The sequence below is a fragment of the Micromonospora sp. WMMD1076 genome (genome assembly GCF_029581475.1).
GTDB classification, from domain to species: domain Bacteria; phylum Actinomycetota; class Actinomycetes; order Mycobacteriales; family Micromonosporaceae; genus Micromonospora; species Micromonospora aurantiaca.
Genome location: NZ_CP120862.1, coordinates 765,728 through 785,924, shown reverse-complemented (window position 1 = coordinate 785,924; position 20,197 = coordinate 765,728). Strand labels below are relative to the sequence as shown.

Here is a 20,197-nt window from a genome sequence, read left to right as displayed (position 1 = left end):
GTTCGCGATGCCGGTGCCGTCAGCCGCCGACGCGCGCCGCGCCGGTGTAGACGTTCATGGTCGGCCCGCGCAGGAAGCCGACCAGCGTCATCCCGGCCTCCTCGGCCAGCTCGACCGCGAGCGTGCTCGGCGCGGACACCGCCGCGAGCAGCGGCACGCCCGCCATCCACGCCTTCTGAGTCAGTTCGAAGCTGGCCCGTCCGGAGACCAGCAGCACGTGCCCGGTCAGCGGCAGCAGCCCTTCCCGGGTGGCCCAGCCGAGCACCTTGTCCACCGCGTTGTGCCGCCCGACGTCCTCGCGCAGCACGACAAGCTCCCCGGCGGGGGTGAACAGGCCGGCGGCGTGCAGGCCGCCGGTGCGATCGAAGGCGCGCTGCGCGGCGCGCAGCCGGTCCGGCAGCCCGGCCAGCAGGTCGGCGGTGACCACCAGTGGGTCGTCCCGCACCGCGAACTGCGAGCGGGTGCGCACCGAGTCGATGCTCGCCTTGCCGCACACGCCGCACGAGCTGGTGGTGTAGAAGTTGCGCGACGGGTCGGTGACGGGCTCCGGCACACCGGGCGAGAGCACCACGTCGACCACGTTGTACGTGTTCGGGGTCTCCGCCCCGGCGCAGAGCTGCGCGGTGTGCACGTCCTCCGCCGACCGGATCAGCCCCTCGGTGAGCAGGAAGCCGATCGCCAGGTCCAGATCGTCGCCGGGCGTACGCATCGTCACCGCCAGCGGCCGGCGCCGGCCCGGGCCGGCCGTGCCGACGCGGATCTCCAGCGGCTCCTCCACGGCGAGGGTGTCCTGCCGCCGGATCCGCCCCCGGCCGTGCCCGGCCGCGTCGAGGTCGATCCGCAGCACACCACGCCGATCCGTCGCCCGTCCCATGTCGCCATCCTCCCCGGGCGCCCCGCCGCCCACACATCGCCCCAGCTCTTCCGCCCCCACCCACCCCGGCCCCCGGCCCCCGGCCGCCCCCACCCACCCCGGCCGGCCAATGCCGACCAAGGCCCGATGATCGCCACCAGTTCGGCGAAGTGGTGGTGTCGGAGGGCCTTGGATGCCACCACTCCGGCGAGAAGCAGTCGATCAACGTCGGAAAACCGCCGAACAACGCCGGGCGACGGCCCGGGCCGGGACGCGGCGGTCGTGGCTGTGGCTACTGTGAGGCGGTGACGGGGTACGCGGCGATCGTGCTCGCCGGTGGCGCGGCCCGGCGGATGGGTGGCGTGGACAAGCCGGCCCGCGCGGTCGGCGGCCGGTCGATGCTGCACCGGGTGCTGGCCGCCGTTGCCGACGCGGACCAGCGGATCGTGGTCGGTTCGTCCGGCCCGGTGCCCGAGGGAGTCCGGACCACCCGGGAGGAGCCGCCCGGGGGCGGGCCGGTGGCCGCCACGGCGGCCGGGCTGGCGCTGCTCGATTCCGGTACGACGACTGTCGCCCTGCTCGCCGCCGACCTGCCGCTGCTCACCGCCGCAGCGGTGACCGAGCTGCGACGCGCGCTCGACGCCCCGGTCGTCGACCGCCCCCGCGACGACCCGCCGCCCGTGCGGGACGACCCGTCGCGGGTGCGGGACGACCCGCCGCCCGTGCGCGACGACCTGCCGCCCGCGCTCGACGGCCCGTCCGCCGGGCCGGCAGACGCTCAGACCGCCGTCCGACCCGACGTGCTCGACGGACGGACACCAGCGCTCGCCTGCTGGGTGGACGGGAACGGGCGACGCCAGCACCTCTGCGCGATCTGGCGGGTACCGGCCCTGCGGGCCGCCCTCGACCGGCTCGCCGCGACGCGGGGCGGCTCGCTCGACGGGGCGCCGGTACGCGGGCTGCTGACCGGCCTCGTCGTACGGGAGGTCTCCTGGTCCGGCTCGGGGCCGCCGCCGTGGTTCGACTGCGACACTGACGAGGACGTACGCCAGGCGGAGGAGTGGACGAGATGACGGTGCTGGACGACTGGGTCACGGCGGTCTGCGCCGAACTGGACCTGGACCCGGCGGGGGTGCCCGTGCCGACAGTGCTCGACGTGGCCCGGGACGTGGCGCACCAGGTGGTCCGGCCGGGTGCGCCGGTGACCGCGTACCTGCTGGGGCTGGCGGTGGGGCGCGGCGCGGACCCGGCCGCGGCGGCCGAGCGGCTCAGTGCGCTGGCCGGTTCCTGGCCGGTGGACCTGGGTGGTTCCACACCTGAGGATTAGTGCCTCGCGCGGGATTCGGTCCCCTTCGCGCCTGGGTAGGGTGGCGGGAACGGACGGAGGCGATCATGACGGCAGACCACCCCTCGGAGCCGGTCGACGAGCCTGCCGGCGGCGCGCCGGAGCACCACGCCACCGGCGCGACGTCGGCGCATCGAGCCACCGGCGTTACGCCGGCGCACCAGGCCACCGGCGGTACGCCGGAGCACCACGAGTCGATCCTGCTCGACGAGCCGACCACCGCTGATCTGCGGGCCAAGGTCACCGAGGCCTGGCGGGAGTTCGCGCGGGCGCTCGCCGACCGGCTGCGCGGGCTGCCCTCCGGCGGGCACCTGGAGGTCACGCTCGACCCGACCGCCTCGGGCACCGGGGACGCCGTCTACTCGGTGAGCGTGGACGCGGGCGAGGAGGGGCGTCTCTCGGCTCGCGCGGTCGGGAACGCCACGCTGCCGCAGGGCTACCGGCTGGACCGCGCGGCGGTGGCCGACATGGTGGCGCTCGGCTGGTCGCCGCCGGGTGTGGTGCCGGGTTCCGGTGAGCAGTTCGGGCTGGACTGCGGCACCGACGAGGCGACCCGGCTGGCCGCCGTGCTGTCCCGGACGCTGCGGGACGTCTACGGCGCCCCGCACCCGGCCTTCCTCGTCTACCTGGTGCACGACGTCGAGGGCGAGGCGCTCCCAGTGGAACCGCTGGGTACCGCGCGCAGCGAGTTCGGCCCGGACCGCGACGTCGAGGCCGACCTGGACGAGGCGCTGGCCGCGGCGGCGGCCGCCCAGTCGGGCGAGAACGACGTGCTGGCCCTGGAGGAGCGGGTCCGCACTGTCGTGTCGACCATGTTGAAGTCCGCGTCCGACCAGCTCCAGGTCGACTCCGACGGTGACATCAACATCCGGGCCGGCTCGGCCATGGTCTTCGTCCGGGTGCGCGACAACCCGCCGCTCGTGGACGTCTTCTCGCCGGTGCTGACCGAGGTCGAGCCGACCGAGCGTCTCTACGTGAAGCTCTCGGAGCTGACCAACCGGATGCCGATCGGCCGGCTCTACTGCGCCGACGACACGGTGTGGGCCTCGATCCCGGTGTTCGGCCGCAACTTCCAGCCCACCCACCTGATGCTCGCGGTGCAGGTGATGACCGGTCTCGCCGACGAGCTGGACGACCGCCTGCACGGCGAGTTCGGCGGCAAGCGCTTCTTCGGCGAGGGCGACAAGCCCGCCCGGGCCGAGGAGCACCGCACCGGCATGTACCTCTGAGCGCTGCTCAGCGTACGTCGAGCAGGGTCTTGCCCAGGGTTTCCCGGGCCTCGATCGCGGCGTGCGCGGCGGCGGCCCGTTCCAGCGGGAAGCGCTGCCCGATCAGCGGTCGCAGCCGCCCGGCCGCGCCCTCGGCGAGCGCCGCCTCGGTGAGGGCGCGCAGCTCGTCGGGGCCGGGCCGGGGGCTCAGCAGCGTCACCCCGCGTGCGGCTGCCGACTCGGCGGGGACGTCCGCCCAGGCACCGCCGGCCAACCCGAAGCTGACCATCCGCCCGCCGAGGTCCAGCAGGTCGAACGCCTCCCGGGCGAGCGGTCCGCCCACGCCGTCGAACACCACGTCGACGGCGCCCACGGCGTCCCGGACCCGGTCGGTCCAGCCCGCCTGCCGGTAGTCGACGGCCACGTCGAGACCGGCGGCGCGGAGCACGTCCACCTTGCGGGAGCCGCCGGCGGCGCCCACCACCGTCGCCCCGGCGGCCGCCGCCAGCTGCGTGAGCAGCGACCCGACGCCACCGGCCGCGGCCTCGACCAGAACCCGGTCACCCGGCCGCAGCCCGGCCGCCCGCGCCAGCATCAGGGCGGTGCGGCCGTCGGCCATCAGCGCCACCGCCGTGTCGAGCGCCAGACCCGTGGGTACGGGGACCGGCGCGCCCTGGTCGACCACGACGCGCTCGGCGTACCCGCCGGTGCCGCCGGTGGCGGTGACCACGACGCGGCCGGCGAGCGCCGGGTCGGCACCCGGTCCCAGCGCGGTGATAGTGCCGCCGACCCCGTTACCGGGGATCACCGGCAGTTCGGCGCCGAACGGCCCGAAGCCGCTGGCCCGGAACATCGTCTCGACGAACGTGATGTTCGCGTGTGCCACGCCGACGAGCACCTGGCCCGGTCCGGGTGCCGGGTCGGGTGCCGTCCCCGGCATGAGCACCTCCGGTCCGCCGAACTCCCGCAGCCACACCGCACGCATACCGCCCCCTCGCGTTCCGCCGGTCACCGGTGTCAGTGCACGACATGAAGCGAGGTTGAGGTCAAGGCGTGGACGGGCCGACGCCGGGGGACTCGACCAGCCGGGAGAGCACGATGGTGCTGCGCGACGAGGTGACGAACGACTCGGCGCGCAGCCGTTCCAGCGCCTCCTCCAGGTGGGCGATGTCCGCGGCGCGCAGGTGCACGAGCGCGTCCGCCTCGCCGGAGACGGTGTACGCGCCGACCACCTCGGGGTGGCGGCGGGCGGCGGCGCCGATCTGTGCCGGGGTGGTCCGGCCGGCGCAGAACAGCTCGACGAACGCCTCGGTGGTCCAGCCGACCGCGGCCGGGTCGACGACGGCGGTGAATCCCCTGATCACCCCGGCGGATCGGAGGCGGTCGACGCGTCGCTTGACGGCGGGGGCGGAGAGTGACACCCGGCTGCCGATGTCCGCGTACGAGGCACGAGCATCCGCGACGAGTAACGCAATGATTCGTTGGTCAACCGCGTCTATCTGCAACGTTCCGCTCCCGGGAAGCAACACTTGTGGCTGTTACCAAAGTTGTACCGTACCTACTCTTGGTGACCGTGAACCAGCAGCGCGTCTCGCGAAAGCGGACATATCTCATATGCTCGCCCGAACACTTCACGGTCGAGTACGCGATCAACCCGTGGATGGACGTGACCACGCCGGTCGACACCGGCCTGGCCGTCAAGCAGTGGGACCGGCTGCGGGAGACGCTCGTCGGGCTGGGCCACGAGGTGCACCTGCTGACTCCCGAGGCGGGCCTGCCGGACATGGTCTACGCGGCCAACGGCGCCTTCGTGGTCGACGGCACCGTCTACGGCGCCCGGTTCAAGCACGAGCAGCGGTCCGCCGAGGCCGCCGCGCACCGGACGTTCTACGAGGAGCAGGGCTGGCGGTTCATCGCGCCGAGCGAGACGAACGAGGGTGAGGGCGACTTCGCGTACCTGCCGGAGGCGCACGGCGGCCTGATCCTCGCCGGGTACGGCTTCCGGACCGAGCCGGCCGCGCACGCCGAGGCGCAGGAGGCGCTCGGGCGGCCGGTGGTCTCGCTGCACCTGGTCGACCCGCGCTTCTACCACCTCGACGTCGCGCTGGCCTCGATCGACGACGAGAACGTCGTCTACTACCCGGGGGCCTTCTCCGCCGCCAGCCAGAGGGTGCTGGCCCAGCTCTTCCCGGACGCGATCGTCGCGGACGACGAGGACGCGCTGGCGTTCGGCCTGAACCTGGTCAGCGACGGGCTCAACGTGGTGCTGAACAGCGAGGCGACCCGGCTCGCCGGCAAGCTGAAGGCGGCCGGCTACCACCCGGTCCCGGTGGAGCTGGCCGAGCTGAAGAAGGGCGGTGGCAGCGTGAAGTGCTGCATCGCCGAGCTGCGGCACTGAGCCACGCCACGCCACGGCGCGAAGCGCGAAGGGCGGCCTCCCGGTGGGGAGACCGCCCTTGCGCGTGTACGAGGGCCTGTCAGCCCAGCGTCGCCAGCTCGTTGATCACGACGTTGGAGAGCAACCGGCCGTCGGTCTGCACCCGGCGCAGATACCACTTCTGCTGCGGGGTACGGGTCTGGTTGAACTGCCAGGTGCCGCGCGGGCTGTCCACCTGGCCGACCTTGCCGAGCGCCAGGTTGACCTGCTGCGGCGAAGGGTTCGACCCGGCCAGCCGGATCGCCTTGTCCAGCACCAGCGCGGCGTCGTAGGAGGCCATCGCGTACGTGGTGGGCGCCGAGTTGAACGTCTTCCGGTACGCGGAGGCGAAGATCCGGTTCGCGGTGTTGTTGAGGTCGGCCGAGTAGTTGAGCGCGGTCTCGATGCCGTACGTCTGGATCAGCTTGCGCTCGCGGCCCTTCTCCCCGTCGTCGAGCTGGTCGAGCGCGGTGCCCTCGGTGAGGAATCCGGGGGCGTAGATCGGCCCCCGGTAGCCTTGGGCGTAGAGCTGCTTGACGAACTGCACGGCCTGCGCCCCGGAGTAGTGGCAGAAGACCGCGTCCGGGTTGCGCCCGAGCGCCTTGCGGATCGGCCCGGAGTAGAGCGACCGGGAGGGGTTGGGGTCGTCGTCGGTGAAGATCGGGTCCTCGGTGAGCCGGCGGCCCCGCTCGTACGTGCGCCGCAGCCCTTCGATGACGTCCTGGCTGCCCGGGCCGCGGGTGCCGAAGATGGCGATCCGGCTCGACGCGTCCAGCTTCTGGCGCAGGTACTCGCCGAGCGCCTCACCGGGCTCGGTCAGCACGTACGACGTGCGCCAGATGTAGACGACGCCCTGGAGCGTCGCCGGGGAGGCGTTGGAGCCCAGCAGGGGCACCCGGGCCTCCTCGACCGCGTCCTTGATGCCGGTCATCACGGTCGGGCTGACCACGCCGGTGAGCGCGAGCACGCCTTCCTTGAGCAGCCGGTCGACGGCGGCCTTGCCGGTGGCGGCGGTGTCGCCCTCCTCGGCGGTCACGAGCGTGACCGGATGGCCGGCGATCTGCTGACCGCGCATGCCGAGGAAGAGCTGGAAGCCGTTGGTGATCTCGTCGCCGATGGCCTTGTTCGCCCCGCTGCCGGGCACGATCAGCCCGACTTTGATCGGGCTGCCGGATCCGGTCTGCTCCCCGGTGTCGTCCCCGGATCCGCAACCCGCCGCCAGTCCGGTGGTACCCAGCGCGGCCAGCAGTTGCAGCGCCCGCCTGCGGTTCATCTGTGCCACCGATTTCCTTCCCGACGGGGTGGCCATGGTGCACACCCCTTCGGCGTTCTACCTGCTTGGCGACGCTGCGTCAATGCCCGGAAGATCATCGTGAAGCGACCGCAACGCCTCGACGACCTGGGGCCATGCGGTGGAGTCCGGCGCGATCAGTCCGAAATGCTCGCATTCGGGCAGCTCAACGAGCGTGGCAGCGCCTCCGGCGGCCCTGTCCGCCGCCACCCAGGACCGGCTGGCAGCGATCGGGACCTGGCCATCTTGACCGCCGTGAATGACTACTGTACGTGATCGGATGGGTACCAACGCCGATGGATCCACTGCCGCGTACCGGTCCGGCACGTCGTCCGGGCCGCCGCCCAGCAGCGCGGCCACCGCCCCGCCGTCCAGGTCCAGCCGGTACGCCTGCGCGAGGTCGGCCACCGGCGCCAGCGCGAGCACCCCGCCGACCGTCTCCGGGGCGTGCGCGGCCACGTACAGGGCCAGGTGCCCGCCCGCGGAGTGACCGACCAGGATCGGCGGTACGGGCGCCACCCGGCCGGGCAGCGCGGCGGCGGCGAGTTCCGGCAGCGCGGCGATCCCGGCGCGGACGTCGGTCAGCGTGTGCGGCCAGCCTCCGCCCGGCCGGCCGGTCCGCCGGTACTCGATCTGCGCGACCGGGTGGCCGAGCGCGGCCAGCGCCGCCGCCATCGGGCCGGTGTGGGCCCTGTCGTACTCCGCCCGCCAGAAGCCGCCGTGCACCACGACCACGAGCGGCCGGGGCGGCCCGTCGCCGGCCGGGAGGCGCAGGTCGGCGCACTGGTCCGGGTGGTCGCCGTAGGAGACCGTGGCATCCGGGGGCGGGGACGGGCGGGTCAGCACCTCGCGCGGGTCGGAGAGCATGCGGCGACGGTAGCGTCCCGGAGGTCCGGCCGCGTGCACATGGTCGGCGTGGGTAAAGATGGGTGCCATGACCGAAGCGCACTCCGCCGGACACGACGACGAACAGGGCAACGATGGCATCCCCGGCACCGTGGTGGTGGTCGGGCCGGACGGCCGCCCGGTCGGCACGGTGCAGACCGACGAGGGCAAAGGCGAGGACCCGACCCGTCTGGTCGAGCAGCCGGCCAAGGTGATGCGGATCGGCAGCATGATCAAGCAGCTGCTGGAGGAGGTGAAGGCGGCGCCGCTCGACGACGCGAGCCGGCACCGGATGCGGGAGATCCACGAGCGCTCGATCGTCGAGTTGAAGGAGGGCCTCGCCCCCGAGCTGCGCGAGGAGCTGGAGCGGATCTCGCTGCCGTTCACCGAGCAGCAGGCGCCGAGCGAGGGCGAGCTGCGGATCGCGCACGCCCAGCTGGTGGGCTGGCTGGAAGGGCTGTTCCACGGCATCCAGGCCGCGCTGGTGGCCCAGCAGATGGCCGCCCGCGTCCAGCTGGAGCAGATGCGTTCCGGCCGCCAGGCGCTGCCGAGCGGCCCGGGCGGCGTGATGCCGGGCATGCCCGGGATGCCCGGCGGCGAGGGCCACGCTCCCGGCCAGTACCTGTGACAGCCGGCCGGGGCGTGTCACGCGCCCCGGCCGGTCAGTCCAGCTCGAAGACCTTCTCCAGGTACGCGGCGACGCCGTCCTCGGTGTTCGGCCCGGTGACCTCGGGTGCGATCTCCCGTACGGCCGGATGGGCGTTGGCGACGGCCACCGCCCGTCCGGCCCAGGCCAGCATCGGCACGTCGTTGGGCATGTCGCCGAAGGCCACCACGTCCCGCTCGTTGACGCCGAGCCGCTCCGCGTACCAGGCCAGGCCGGCCGCCTTCGTCACGCCTGCGGCCGAGATCTCGATCAGCCCGCTGTACGACGAGTGGGTCGCCTCAGCCAGCCCCTCCAGCGCGCCCGCCACCACCCGCACGAAGACGTCCGGATCCTGCTCACCGGCCCGCGCCAGCAGCTTCACCGCGGGCGCGGCCAGCAACTCCTCCGGCGACTCGACGGCCCGGATGGCGTCGAGGTCGGCGTCCCAGCGCAGCGGGTAGTGCACCTCGGCGCGCAGCCGCCGGGCCACCTCCGCCAGCAGTTCCGGGGCGAGCGGGTCGGCCCGCAGCACCTGGTCGGCGTCCGGGTCGTACACCACGGCGCCGTTGGCGCAGATCGCCGGCAGCGGCGCGGCGAGCTGCTCGTACACCATGGGGAGCCAGCGGATCGGACGGCCGGTGACCAGGACCACCGGGGTGCCGGCGGCGGCGATGCGGGCCAGCACCGCTGCGGTACGCGGGCTGAGCGTCCGGTCGTCGCGTAGCAGCGTGCCGTCGATGTCGGAGGCGACGAGCCGAGGTGGATCTTCCATCACCGGGAGAGTAGCCGGTCCAGGTAGACCGCGACCCCGTCGTCGTCGTTGCGCAGGGTGATCTCGTCCGCCGCGGCGCGCACCTCCGGGTGGGCGTTCGCCACCGCCACCCGCGCCCATCCCGCCCAGTCGAACATCGGCAGGTCGTTCGGCTGGTCGCCGAAGACCAGCACGTCGGCCGGGTCCACGCCGAGCCGTTCGGCGACGACGCTGAGCCCGCTGGCCTTGTCGGTGCGGGGCGGGCAGATCTCGACGAAGCCGAGCCCGGCCTGGGTGAGCGTGGCCACGTCCGGCGGCACGATCGCCCGCGCGGCCGTCAGCAGCTCGTCCACGTGGTGGTCGGCGGTCCGGGCGAACGCCTTGATCACGTCGCAGGACAGGCATTCGACCCGGCTGCGCGCCTCGAACCGGTCCGGGTAGGGCCAGCTCGGGTGGTAGTCGCCCCACAGCGGCGCGTCGTGCTCGTCCGACGCCTCGACCATCACCGTGAGCGGGCCGACCGCCGCCTCCAGGTCGGTGAGGATGCGGGCCAGCACCTCGCCGGGCAGCCGTTCGTCCCGCAGCACCAGGGGCCCCTCCGGGTCGCTCTGGTCCACCACCCGGCCGCCGCCGGCCATCACCAGGAAGTCGGCGGCCCGGATGTCGTTACGGGTGAGTTCGGTCAGGCGCGGTCCGCGGCCGGTCGCGCCGACCACCGGGATCCCGGCGGACCGCACCCGGTCCAGCACCCGATGGGTGTACGCGGAGACGGTCTCGTCGCTGCGGACGAGCGTGCCGTCGAGGTCGGTGGCGATCAGCTTGGGCAGTCCCGGGCGGGTCATGGTTCCTCCTTCGCCCGCCGCCGTCACGCCGGCCGACCAGGTCCTCGGTGCCGCGACCATGGGACGGCGGGCAGCAACCGTATCTCGCGGAACGGGCGGCAACCACGGCTTTCCGGCGAATCGGCGGCAAAGCTGCGGTGGCCGCCGGACGCGCTGCCGGACCTCGTTCAGTACGCCCGGTCGGGGCCGGCGAACGGCACCGTGGGCTGCACCGTCAGATCCGCCGGGGCCGGGGGCACGTCGTCCTCGTCCGCCCGGCGGCGGCGCTCGGGCCGGTCGTCGTCCGGTTCCCCGTCGGTGGGCGTCCCGCCGGCCGCCCGGCCGGCCAGGTGCAGCGCGGCCGCCAGCAGTGCGACAGCGACGAACGCGCTGACCAGGCCGCGTCCGTGCTCGACCTGAAGGCGCTGCTCGCTGACGAAGAACAGGATGCGCCGGGCCAGCTGTTCGAGGGAGGCGGCGGTCGCGACCAGCACCCCGAGCACGCCCGCCGCGAGACCCAGCCCGGCCAGCCGGGCGTGCTGCCGCACCGCCGGGGCACCGCGCAGCGCCAGCCCCACCGCCACCGACAGCCCGAGCAGGCCCACCAGGTACGCCGTACCGAGCCCGCCGATCTCGGAGATGCCGCTGGTCAGCCGGGCGGGAGCGTCGTCGCCCCGGGTCTCGGCCGGCACCGTGATCGCCAGCCACTCACCGATCAGCGAGGCGAGCGCGGCCACCGCGCCGAGCCCGGTGAGCACGGGCGGCAGACGGCGGTCCCGGCCCAGCGCGGCGAGCGAGCGCGCGGCCCGGCCGGACGACTCCGGCTCGGTGTCGCCCCACTCGACGATCGTGGTGTCGTCGGACCTGTCGTCCTGCACGGGGATTCGCTTGTCCTGCCGGGGAACGGGGAGATCCTGCGCCATGGCCACCCTTCCCGTACGCGGGCCTGCGTCGAATCATGGCACAGCCCGCTCCCGCCGGACCGGATCGCGACCCCGGGGTCCGGTGCGGGGCGGCGCGCTTTCGGTTAGCGTCGGTGCCATGCCTATCCGTACCGCATCCGCTCGCTGGCAGGGCAACCTCACCGAGGGGTCCGGCACCGTCCGCACCGGCAAGGGCGGCCTGTCCGGCAACTACTCCTTCAAGTCGCGCTTCCAGGAGGGCGAGGGCACCAACCCCGAGGAGCTGATCGGCGCCGCGCACGCCGGCTGCTTCTCGATGGCCCTCTCCAAGCAGCTCGCCGACGCCGGCGCCCAGGAGACGGCGGTGGAGACCACCGCCAAGGTGCACTTCGACAAGACCGACGCCGGTATGACAGTGACCCGCATCGACCTGGAGACCGTGGGCCAGGTTCCGGGCATCGACCAGGCCGAGTTCACCAAGCTCGCCGAGGCGGCCAAGGAGAACTGCCCGATCTCCCGGCTGCTGTCGCCGGGCGCGCAGATCACGCTGAACGCCCGTCTGGCCTGACATCGCGTACGGCACGGCGGGGGTGTCCTGCGGACGCCCTCGCCGTGCGGTGTGCCCGATCCGGAGGGAGTGACCGGGCCGCGTGGCCGTGGAGATGAGCCGGAACCGGTTCGAGGAACTGGTCGGTGAGGCGCTCGACGAGGTGCCCGAGGAACTGCTCGGGTTGATGAGCAACGTGGTCATCCTGGTGGAGGACGACCCGCCGCCGGGCGAGGACCTGCTCGGCCTGTACGAGGGGCACGCGCTCACCTCTCGCGGCTGGGACTACTCCGGCGTGCTGCCCGACCGCATCCTGATCTACCGCAATCCGATCCTGGCGATCTGCGACACCGACGACGACGTCGTCGACGAGGTGGCGGTGACAGTGGTGCACGAGATCGCCCACCACTTCGGCATCGACGACGAGCGCCTGCACGCCCTGGGCTGGGGCTGACCGGCCTCCGGCGCGTCCCCGCCCGGCTGATCCCGGCGGTTGCGCCGGTCCCCTAACCTGCGGGTCAGGCAGATCCTGATGCAGGAGGAAAAAAACCCATGCGCAGCGCGCTGTTCTCCGCGGAGAACCTTGAGAAGGAGTCCCAGCAGCCGGGCATGCGGTTGCAGAACTCCAAGATGCTGAAGATCGAGCTGAACGGCGAGGCGATGGCCCGGGTCGGGTCGATGGTCGCCTACCAGGGGCAGGTGCAGTTCCAGGCCCTCGGATCAGGCGGCATCGGCAAGTTCATCAAGCAGCGGCTCACCGGTGAGGGAGTGCCGCTGATGAAGGTCTCCGGGCGCGGCGACGTCTTCCTCGCCGACTTCGCCAAGGACGTGCACGTCATCGACCTGGAGCCGGGCGACGCGCTGTCCATCAACGGCTCCAGCGTGCTGGCGTTCGACTCGACGCTCCAGTACGACATCAAGATGGTCGGCGGCGCCGGTTTCGCGTCCTCGTCCGGCCTGTTCAACTGCGTCTTCACCGGCCACGGCCGGATCGCCGTCACCACCAAGGGCACCCCTGTGGTGCTCAACGTGGACGCGCCGACGTACGTCGACCCGCAGGCGGCGGTCTGCTGGTCGGCGAACCTCCAGACCGGCTACCACCGCGCCGAGCAGCTCGGCCTGGGCACGTTGCTCGGCCGCAGCACCGGTGAGGCGTTCACGATGAGCTTCGCCGGTCAGGGCTTCGTCGTGGTCCAGCCCTCGGAGGAGCCTCCGGTGGCCGGCAGCGGCTCCCAGCAGCAGGGCGGCGTCCTCGGCGGCCTGCTGCAGTGACGGCCCGGTGCCCGGGGCTTCCGCCGAGGTCGCCCCGGGCCGGTCAGCTCAGCTCGCCGGCCCGCAGCCGGGACACCCAGGCCGCCGCGTCGGCGTAGTCGGCGTCGGTGAGCCCGGCCGGCGCCGGCGTCTGCTGGTCACCCGCCGCCGTGCTCCAGCGGTGCCGGGGGTACGACCCCAGGAACCGCACGTCGGCGCAGACCCGGCGCAGCCCCTGCAACGCCTCGCCGAGGCGTACGTCGGCCACGTGCCCGGCGCAGTCCAGGAAGAACACGTAACGGCCGAGCGCCTCGCCGGTCGGGCGGGACTCGATCCGGGTCATGTTCACGCCGCGCACCGCCAACTCCATCAGCACCGCCAGCAGCGCACCCACCCGGTCGTGCGCGAGGCACACCGCGAGCGAGGTCAGGTCGTCGCCGGTGGGCGGCGGGGGCGGACCGGGGCGGGACACCAGCGCGAACCGGGTGACCGCGTCCGGGTGGTCGGCGATCTTGTCAGCCAGCACCGCCAGCCGGTGCCGGGTCGCGCCGATCGGGGCGCAGACGGCGGCGTCGTACTCGCCGCTCGCCGCACCGGCCGCCGCGGCGCCGTTGGAGAGCACGTCGACCACTGTGGCGTCGGGTAGGTGCTCCCGCAGCCACCCCCGGCACTGGGTGGACGCCTGCGGGTGGGCCGCGACGGAGCGGACGTCGGACAACGTGGTGCCGGTGTGGGCGGCCAGCACGAACTCCACCGGCAGGACCACCTCGCGGGTGATCACCAGCGGGTCGCCCTCGACCAGTTCGTCGAGCGTCACCCCGACCGCGCCGCCGATGGAGTTCTCCAGCGGCACCAGAGCCGCGTCCGCCTCCCCGGCCCGTACCGCGTCGAGCGCCTCGCCGACGCTGCGGGCGGGTGTGCGGTCCCCGCGCTCGGCGGCGGGCACTGTTCGCAGGGCCTGTTCGGCGAAGGTGCCCTCGGGGCCCAGGTAGACGAAGCGGGTCGGCGGTGTTCCCGGCATGCCGACCAGCCTACGCACCCGGCGTGCCGTCGCAGGCCAGGGTACGGATGCCTACCGGCGCCACGGTCCGTACCTCGACGCCGCACACGTCCGTGCCGGCGGTGACCAGCCTCGGCGTGCCGCCCTCGCCGCGCGTGACCACCTGCAACTCCTCGTGCCCGGTGACCGTCAGCACGGTGTACTGCCAGCCCTCGGCGCAGAGTGGACCGGTCGACACGGTGACCCGGACGTCGCGGGGCAGTACGCCGGCGGATCCGCGCAGCAGCGCGACGATCCGGTCGCCGGAGGGCCGCCCCCGGCAGGGCGCCGCGGACGCCGGTACGGACGGGGAGAGCGTGGGCGGGAGGACGGACGCCGGTGGGGCCGACGTCGCGCTCGGGCTGGGCGTGGCGGACGCCGACGGGACCGGGACGGGCGTGGCGGCGGGTGGCGCACGCAGCTCGGGCGGGGTGCCGCAGGCGGCGAGGGCGAGCAGCGTCAGCAGCGCCAGCGGGCGGTGGCGGCGTCGGGGGCGTGGGGTGCGGGGCACGGGGGCGTCCTCGGCATCGAGGGATGTCGTCGTGTAGCGGGGCCGAGGTCATCGTAGGAGGATGACCGGCCCGGGTGAAGGGCGCCGGGTCTCCTCGCGGGTCAGACCGCGGAGAGGAAGGTGAGCGAGCCGGCCACCGCGCCGTCGGTGAGCACCGGCGTGGAGATGGCGTCGACCGTCCGGCCGGCGTCGGAGCCGGGCCCCTGAACCCGCAGCAGGCCGCGGGCGAGCCGCTCGGAGTGCAGCGCGAGCAGTGGCGGGATCTTGTCGGTCTCCTGCTCGGTCAGCTCGCTCGGGCTCGCCGTGAAGTCGACCAGGCGCAGGCCGCCCTCCAGCAGCGGCAGACCGATCACGTCCTCCGGGGCGCCCAGGCAGAGCAGGTCGCAGCCGGACGAGGAGATCGCCACGACGGTGGTGCCGGCGTCGATCAGCAGGCACGGCTCGGCGGCCCGGGAGACCATGCCGGACCACTGCCCGAAGTTGTCGGACTCCTGCTCGGCGGATGCCGCGGGCGCGAACACTTCCGAGAGTGAGAGTTCGACGTGGGCCACCGCGCCTCCTATGTACACCGACGGTCTGTCCACGCTAGCCGGTCGGTGCGGCGGAAGCATCGGCTGCCGGGCGGCCGGCGACGGCGCGGACCGACGGAACCAGTCGGGACGGTGCCGTGGGCCGCGTGGCGTCGCCGGAGACGTTACCGGCGGGCGGCCTGCTTGTCAGCGGCCGTTCGGCCCTCGTCATACCACCGGTAGTCGGCGGTTGGACGGTACGTGCCGTTGAACCACGTCGCCGGCGCCTGCGCGACGCGGGAGAGCTTCTCGGCGGTGGCCGGGCTGATCCGGTTCCCACCGGCCACGAGCAGGCGGTCCAGCTCGCGGTGGGTGGCCATGAGGCAGTCCTTCGGCAGGCCGTAGACGCTGATCACCCCGGAGCCGACGAACGTCAGCACCGGGGTCACCGGGATCGGCAGGCCGACCGCGTCGGAGAGGGCCTTGCTGGCCCGCTTGGCGTCCCGGCGCGCCTCCGCCACGTACGGCGGGCGCTTGCCGTTGATCTGGACCACGTCTCCGGCCACGAGCACGCGGGCCCGGCCGTGGTCGGCGATGGTGACAGCGAACAGACCGCTCGGGCCGATGGCCAGGAACCCGGCCCGGTCGTCACGGCCGCTGTCGAGCAGCATGTCCGCCGGGTCCGTCCGGGGCCACTCGATGACGTGCCACGCGGGACCGAGATGGTCGAGTTGGCCCAGGGCGCGGGCCCCTGCCGCTTCCAACCGGCGGGCCCCCCGCTCCGCCCGGCGACGCCGGGCCCACTCCAATGGAGTCGGTCGGGCCGGCTCGAGCACCGAGGTGGGCTCGACCCGGGAGTGCGGCACCGTGCGGGGCGGCAGTGCCCTGCTCGGTACGGCTCGACGAGCGGGAAAGACAGTCATCGCGACCTCCGGCAAAAGGTCTCTCGAAGTTATGTCTCCACTACCCTACGTTGCGCCCCCCGGGGCTCGGCAAGTTGGACCGCCGGAGTGAGTGTGGATGAATGCCATATTCATCCGCACTTCTTTTCCGGATGGTGCGCAAGCCTGCCCTAGGCTGCGGGAGTGACCCACTATGTGGACAGCGAAGTCGCCCGCCTCGGGACGGTGCTGCTGCACCGCCCGGGACCGGAACTGGCCCGCCTCACCCCGCGGAACAACGACAGTCTCCTCTTCGACGCCATCCCGTGGGTGGGACGCGCGCAGGAGGAGCACGACGCGTTCGCGGCGGCGCTGCGGTCCCGCGGGGTCGAGGTGCTCTACCTGGCCGACCTGCTGGTCGAGACGCTCGCCGTGGCGGACGCCCGGGCCGGGCTGACCGACCAGGTGCTGCGGTCCCGCCGGCTCGGCCATACGCTGCGCCGCCGGGTCGCCGACCATCTGGCGTACCTCGACCCGGCCGGACTGGCCGACGTGCTCACAGCCGGGCTCGCCCACGAGGAACTGCGGATCGGCGCCGACCGCCCCGGCGGTCTGGTCTGGACGCTCATGGACCGGCACGACTTCGTCATCGACCCGCTGCCCAACCTGCTGTTCACCCGCGACTCGTCGGTCTGGATCGGCGACCGGGTCGGTGTGACCAGCCTGGCCATGCCGGCCCGGCGGCGGGAGACCACGCTCACCGACGCGATCTACCGCTACCACCCGCGTTTCGTCGGCACCGAGTTCGTCTACCAGCCCCGGCTGGAGCACCTGGAGGGCGGCGACGTGCTGCTGCTCGCGCCGGGCGTGCTCGCCGTCGGCGTCGGCGAACGCACCACCCCGGCCGGCGCGGAACGGCTGGCCCGGCAGGTGTTCGCGGCCGGGCTGGCGCACACCATCCTGGTGGTGCCGATCGCACAGGAGCGCGCCACCATGCACCTGGACACGATCTGCACCATGGTCGACGTCGACGCCGTGCTGATGTACGCGAACGTCGCCGACCAGATGTCCGCGTACACGGTCATCGCCGGCGCGGACGGCGACGACCTGCGGGTCGACGGGCCGGCGCCGTTCCTGCGGGCCGCCGCCGACGCGATGGACCTCGACCAGCTCCGGGTGATCGACACCGGCCTCGACCCGGTCACCGCCGAACGCGAGCAGTGGGACGACGGCAACAACACGCTCGCGATCGCGCCCCGGCTGTGCGTCGGCTACGAGCGCAACGTGGAGACCAACGCGCAACTGGAACGGGCCGGCATCGAGGTGATCGCCATCGCCGGGTCGGAGCTGGGCTCCGGGCGGGGCGGCCCGCGCTGCATGTCCTGCCCGCTGGTGCGGGAGAAGGGCGGGGCCGCCTGACCGGAGACGTCAGCGCAGCGTCAGCTGGCGGCCGAGCAGGCCCTGGCGGGCCCGGCGGCCGGCCGCGTCGAGCGGCTCCCGCTCCGCGACCGCCTCGGCGTAGCGCTTGGCGAACTCCGCCACCGGCGCCTCCCACTCGGCGGCCGGGGTGTCCTCCGGCAGGTCCCAGACCGGCGCCAGGCGCCCGTGCGCCCGGAACATGCCCGCGAACTTCGTGTCGTCGCCGAGCGTCAGCGCGCCCGCCGCGGCGAGCCGGGACAGCGCGTCCAGCGCGGCGTCCTCGTCCTCCGGCAGGACCAGGCGCACGTGGGCCTTCTCCGGCACCTGGCACCAGTACGCAGCCGGCGCGGCGGCCAGCTTGACGGTCGGGTAGATCGCCGAGTTGGCCCGCTCCAGGGACGCCTGGACGTTCGGGTCGTCGGCGGCGCCCGGGTCGAGCCAGAAGTCGAACCCGTCGTGCATGCTGATCTCCAGCGGGCCGTCGACCAGGATGTCCTGGAGGCGGGGGCCCGGCCCGGGCAGCGGCGGCACGCTCACCTGGCCGCCCGGCTCGGTGCGCAGCGCGGAGATCAGCGCGTCGGCCAGGTCACGGGAGACGTCGCCGGACTGCTGGTGCCGCTGCAGGCCGATGAAGACCCGCCCGTCCGGCTTGGTCATCGCCGGGGCGGCCATCGGCAGCACGGTGGCCAGCGTGACCGGCCGGTCGCCGTACTCCTCGATCAGTTCCGGGGTCAGCCGCAGCGGCGCGGACGCGGCCGGGACCAGCTCGCGCAGGGCGATCCACTCCGGCTCGTCGGCGAGGCCCTCGAACGGCCGGGGCACGAAGACGTCGCGCACCTTCTCCCGCTTCGGGGTGGCCTCGACGCCCCGCTGGTTCTTCCGACGCTTGCTCATGCGCCCGCTCCGCTCCGCTCGCTCATGGCGAGACAGCCTAGATGCCGGGTCTCGGCGGTGGGGGCGGGACCCGCCCGCCGCGTCGGTCAGCCGGCCGCGACCAGGTCCGTCCGCTGCGCCGGGACCGGGTCGAACCGCGCCCACACGCTCTGGCCCAGGCCGTCGCGCTCCACGCCCCAGCCGCTGGCCAGCCCGGCGACGATGTGCAGCCCGCGCCCGTCCGCCGCGTCCGGCGAGGCGGTACGCATGCACGGCCCGGCGCCTGATCCGCCGTCGGTGACCCGGAGTTCGACGCTCGGCCCCTGCCCGGTCGGGCGCAGCCGCCAGGCGACCCGCACCACACCGCCGGGCAGCGCGTCGGCGTGCCGGACCGCGTTGCCGACCAGTTCGGCGAGGACCGCGACCAGGTCGGCCACCAGGACCGGGGGTACGACACCGGTCAGCTCGTCGGCGAGCCGGTGCCGGGCCAGCCGCGCGCCGGTGGCGTCGTGGGGCACCACCACGCACCACGACCGTTCGGCCGGACCAGTCGACACGTCGTTCCTTCCCCGCCCGTGAGCGCCCCGGTCAACCCCGGGGCAGCCGCACCTCTGCGACCGTACCGCCACCGGCTCTCGGCCGAAGGGATACCCATCCATTCTGCTGTTCAACGATCTGGCGGACGAGATAGAGACCGAGCCCCGCGCCGGGATACCGGCGGCGGTCGCCGGACTCCCCCTGCCAGAACCGGTCGAAGGCCCGCTCCACATGTTCCGGCCGGATCCCGATGCCCCGGTCGGCGACCCGGAACGAGACGGTCCGCTCGTTCGCCTCGGCGGTGATCTCGATCGGCGTGTCCGGCAGCGAGTACTTCCCGGCGTTGGTGCCCAGTTCGGTGAGCACCGTGGCGAGGCTGTGCCGGTCGCCGAGCGCCTTGGGCAGGTCGGCGGGCAGGTCGAGCACGACCCGGTGCCGGACGTCCGCCGGCAGGTCGGCCACCGCCGCCCGCAGCGCGTCGACCAGGTCGAACGGCGCGGCCGGTTCACCACCGGGGCGGTTCTCGGTGGCGGCGGTCAGCAGCCGGTCGACCAGGCGGGCCAGTTCGTTCGCGCGCTGGCCGATGATCCGGGCGGCCTGCCTCCGGTCGCCGTCGCTCAGCGAGTCCCAGTGGTCGGTGAGCGTGTCCGCGTACCCCTTGATCACGGTGACCGGGGTACGCAGCTCGTGGCTGGTCACCGCGACGAACAGGTCCCGGTCGTGGTCGCGCCGCTGCTGGTCGGTGGTGTCGCGGAAGGAGACCACCCGCAGCGCGTTCGGGCCGGGCAGCTCGCCGGAGGTGATCCGCAGCCAGCGGCCGTCCGGCAGCCGGTGGTCGAGCACCTGGCCGGGCGGCGGCAGCGGGAACGGCAGCGGCCGGCTCAGCGCCTCCTCCGCCAGCCGGCCGGTCACCTGGACCGCGGCCGGGTTCCAGAGCCGGACCCGCCCGTCCCGGTCCACCACGGCGAGTCCGTCGGCGAGCGCCGCCACGACCGGGCCGTCGCCGTGTACGGGCAGGCCGGTCTGGTCGCCGTACATGTGGGCGATGCACGCGGCGATGTAACCGATGACGGCACGTTGCGAGGGTTGCAGCTGCTCACCCAGCGGGTAGAGCGCGTGCAGGCTGCCGACTGTCAGCCCGCCGACCTCGGCACGTGACACGATCATCCGGCAGAGGCCCCGGCCGGCGACCTCGTCGGCGAGCGCGCCCGGGATCGCGTCGACCCGGACCTCCCGCACCGGCGGGCCGGCGAGCAGGCAGACGGTGGCGGGGTCGGTGGCGGGCAGCGGGCGGCCGAGGACGAACTCGGCGCTGCCGGTCGCCGCGATCACCCGTCCCCCGGCCGGGGTGAACTCCACGAAGACCAGACCGGCGGCGCCGACCGCCGGTTCGACCTCGCGGAGCAGGCGGGTGAGCACGGCGAGACCGGACTCGCCCGAGTTGATCATGTTGATCACTGCGGTGTGGCCGGCGATGAAGGCGGGGTAGTCGGTTCGCTCCGGCATGTCCCG

At 73.6% G+C, this 20,197-nt stretch carries 24 protein-coding genes; 9 read left to right on the top strand and 15 right to left on the bottom strand.

What is annotated here, in order from left to right; genetic code table 11:
• Window positions 1–19: 19 nt before the first annotated feature.
• The gene (gene fdhD / locus O7622_RS03925; RefSeq protein ID WP_282311896.1) at window positions 20–874 is read right to left on the bottom strand and encodes a formate dehydrogenase accessory sulfurtransferase FdhD; all 855 of its coding nucleotides are present in this window, start codon (window positions 872–874) and stop codon (window positions 20–22) included.
• Between the two features lie 284 nt (window positions 875–1,158).
• Between fdhD and O7622_RS03920 the strand changes: the two genes are divergently transcribed.
• The 3 genes from O7622_RS03920 to O7622_RS03910 all read left to right on the top strand — a co-directional run bounded on the left by O7622_RS03920 (window position 1,159) and on the right by O7622_RS03910 (window position 3,427).
• A complete protein-coding gene (locus O7622_RS03920; protein WP_282311895.1) occupies window positions 1,159–1,926 on the top strand; it encodes an NTP transferase domain-containing protein in 768 nt (255 codons plus the stop codon).
• Window positions 1,923–2,180 carry a DUF6457 domain-containing protein gene (locus O7622_RS03915; RefSeq protein WP_013289326.1) on the top strand — a complete coding sequence of 86 codons (258 nt, stop codon included), beginning with the start codon at window positions 1,923–1,925 and terminating at the stop codon, window positions 2,178–2,180. Before O7622_RS03920 ends, O7622_RS03915 begins: the two co-directional genes overlap by 4 nt.
• A gap of 65 nt (window positions 2,181–2,245) precedes the next feature.
• Window positions 2,246–3,427 (top strand): hypothetical protein, encoded by a 1,182-nt coding sequence (locus O7622_RS03910; protein ID WP_282311894.1) that lies wholly within the window; start codon window positions 2,246–2,248, stop codon window positions 3,425–3,427.
• Window positions 3,428–3,434: 7 nt separating this feature from the next.
• Here O7622_RS03910 and O7622_RS03905 read toward each other — a convergent pair whose 3' ends face one another.
• The gene (locus O7622_RS03905; RefSeq protein ID WP_282311893.1) at window positions 3,435–4,391 is read right to left on the bottom strand and encodes a zinc-binding dehydrogenase; all 957 of its coding nucleotides are present in this window, start codon (window positions 4,389–4,391) and stop codon (window positions 3,435–3,437) included.
• Between the two features lie 61 nt (window positions 4,392–4,452).
• The gene (locus tag O7622_RS03900; RefSeq protein ID WP_026268389.1) at window positions 4,453–4,911 is read right to left on the bottom strand and encodes an Lrp/AsnC family transcriptional regulator; all 459 of its coding nucleotides are present in this window, start codon (window positions 4,909–4,911) and stop codon (window positions 4,453–4,455) included.
• A 59-nt stretch (window positions 4,912–4,970) separates the two neighbouring features.
• Here O7622_RS03900 and ddaH point away from each other — a divergent pair, with 59 nt between their 5' ends.
• Window positions 4,971–5,804, top strand: coding sequence for a dimethylargininase (ddaH, locus tag O7622_RS03895; protein ID WP_282311892.1), 834 nt, complete (start codon window positions 4,971–4,973; stop codon window positions 5,802–5,804).
• Window positions 5,805–5,883: 79 nt separating this feature from the next.
• On the opposite strand, the gene O7622_RS03890 is transcribed toward ddaH, so the two are convergent.
• Both O7622_RS03890 and O7622_RS03885 read right to left on the bottom strand, forming a co-directional pair.
• A complete protein-coding gene (locus tag O7622_RS03890) occupies window positions 5,884–7,104 on the bottom strand; it encodes an ABC transporter substrate-binding protein (protein WP_282311891.1) in 1,221 nt (406 codons plus the stop codon).
• Window positions 7,105–7,152: 48 nt separating this feature from the next.
• Window positions 7,153–7,980 carry an alpha/beta hydrolase gene (locus O7622_RS03885; protein ID WP_282311890.1) on the bottom strand — a complete coding sequence of 276 codons (828 nt, stop codon included), beginning with the start codon at window positions 7,978–7,980 and terminating at the stop codon, window positions 7,153–7,155.
• Window positions 7,981–8,038: 58 nt separating this feature from the next.
• On the opposite strand from O7622_RS03885, the gene O7622_RS03880 reads away from it, so the two are divergent.
• Complete coding sequence (locus O7622_RS03880) at window positions 8,039–8,626, top strand: bacterial proteasome activator family protein (RefSeq protein ID WP_282311889.1); 588 nt, start codon at window positions 8,039–8,041, stop codon at window positions 8,624–8,626.
• A 34-nt stretch (window positions 8,627–8,660) separates the two neighbouring features.
• Here the strand turns inward: O7622_RS03880 and O7622_RS03875 are convergent, their stop codons facing one another.
• The 3 genes from O7622_RS03875 to O7622_RS03865 form a co-directional block, all read right to left on the bottom strand.
• Window positions 8,661–9,416, bottom strand: coding sequence for an HAD family hydrolase (locus O7622_RS03875; protein WP_282311888.1), 756 nt, complete (start codon window positions 9,414–9,416; stop codon window positions 8,661–8,663).
• The gene (locus O7622_RS03870; protein WP_282311887.1) at window positions 9,416–10,237 is read right to left on the bottom strand and encodes an HAD family hydrolase; all 822 of its coding nucleotides are present in this window, start codon (window positions 10,235–10,237) and stop codon (window positions 9,416–9,418) included. The genes O7622_RS03875 and O7622_RS03870 overlap by 1 nt, the downstream gene beginning before the upstream one ends.
• A 167-nt stretch (window positions 10,238–10,404) precedes the next feature.
• On the bottom strand, window positions 10,405–11,139 hold the full coding sequence (locus O7622_RS03865; protein ID WP_282311886.1) for a hypothetical protein: 735 nt from the start codon (window positions 11,137–11,139) through the stop codon (window positions 10,405–10,407).
• A gap of 118 nt (window positions 11,140–11,257) precedes the next feature.
• On the opposite strand from O7622_RS03865, the gene O7622_RS03860 reads away from it, so the two are divergent.
• The 3 genes from O7622_RS03860 (at window position 11,258) to O7622_RS03850 (ending at window position 12,937) form a co-directional block, all read left to right on the top strand.
• A complete protein-coding gene (locus tag O7622_RS03860; protein WP_282311885.1) occupies window positions 11,258–11,686 on the top strand; it encodes an OsmC family protein in 429 nt (142 codons plus the stop codon).
• Window positions 11,687–11,774: 88 nt separating this feature from the next.
• Window positions 11,775–12,119, top strand: coding sequence for a metallopeptidase family protein (locus O7622_RS03855; protein ID WP_282314029.1), 345 nt, complete (start codon window positions 11,775–11,777; stop codon window positions 12,117–12,119).
• Between the two features lie 98 nt (window positions 12,120–12,217).
• Window positions 12,218–12,937: an AIM24 family protein gene (locus O7622_RS03850; protein ID WP_120572570.1), complete on the top strand. Its 720-nt coding sequence runs from the start codon at window positions 12,218–12,220 to the stop codon at window positions 12,935–12,937.
• Between the two features lie 43 nt (window positions 12,938–12,980).
• Here O7622_RS03850 and pheA read toward each other — a convergent pair whose 3' ends face one another.
• The 4 genes from pheA to O7622_RS03830 form a co-directional block, all read right to left on the bottom strand.
• Window positions 12,981–13,937: a prephenate dehydratase gene (gene pheA / locus O7622_RS03845; protein ID WP_282311884.1), complete on the bottom strand. Its 957-nt coding sequence runs from the start codon at window positions 13,935–13,937 to the stop codon at window positions 12,981–12,983.
• A gap of 10 nt (window positions 13,938–13,947) precedes the next feature.
• Window positions 13,948–14,466 (bottom strand): hypothetical protein, encoded by a 519-nt coding sequence (locus tag O7622_RS03840; protein WP_282311883.1) that lies wholly within the window; start codon window positions 14,464–14,466, stop codon window positions 13,948–13,950.
• A gap of 101 nt (window positions 14,467–14,567) precedes the next feature.
• A complete protein-coding gene (locus O7622_RS03835; protein ID WP_282311882.1) occupies window positions 14,568–15,017 on the bottom strand; it encodes a hypothetical protein in 450 nt (149 codons plus the stop codon).
• A gap of 143 nt (window positions 15,018–15,160) precedes the next feature.
• The gene (locus tag O7622_RS03830; RefSeq protein WP_282311881.1) at window positions 15,161–15,898 is read right to left on the bottom strand and encodes a hypothetical protein; all 738 of its coding nucleotides are present in this window, start codon (window positions 15,896–15,898) and stop codon (window positions 15,161–15,163) included.
• Between the two features lie 162 nt (window positions 15,899–16,060).
• Here O7622_RS03830 and O7622_RS03825 point away from each other — a divergent pair, with 162 nt between their 5' ends.
• A complete protein-coding gene (locus O7622_RS03825) occupies window positions 16,061–17,275 on the top strand; it encodes an arginine deiminase (RefSeq protein ID WP_282311880.1) in 1,215 nt (404 codons plus the stop codon).
• 9 nt (window positions 17,276–17,284) lie between these two features.
• Here the strand turns inward: O7622_RS03825 and O7622_RS03820 are convergent, their stop codons facing one another.
• The 3 genes from O7622_RS03820 to O7622_RS03810 all read right to left on the bottom strand — a co-directional run bounded on the left by O7622_RS03820 (window position 17,285) and on the right by O7622_RS03810 (window position 20,191).
• Window positions 17,285–18,169 (bottom strand): DUF5926 family protein, encoded by an 885-nt coding sequence (locus O7622_RS03820; RefSeq protein ID WP_282311879.1) that lies wholly within the window; start codon window positions 18,167–18,169, stop codon window positions 17,285–17,287.
• An 86-nt stretch (window positions 18,170–18,255) separates the two neighbouring features.
• Complete coding sequence (locus tag O7622_RS03815) at window positions 18,256–18,705, bottom strand: ATP-binding protein (RefSeq protein WP_282311878.1); 450 nt, start codon at window positions 18,703–18,705, stop codon at window positions 18,256–18,258.
• Window positions 18,706–18,736: 31 nt separating this feature from the next.
• Window positions 18,737–20,191: a PAS domain-containing sensor histidine kinase gene (locus tag O7622_RS03810; protein WP_282311877.1), complete on the bottom strand. Its 1,455-nt coding sequence runs from the start codon at window positions 20,189–20,191 to the stop codon at window positions 18,737–18,739.
• Window positions 20,192–20,197 lie beyond the last annotated feature (6 nt).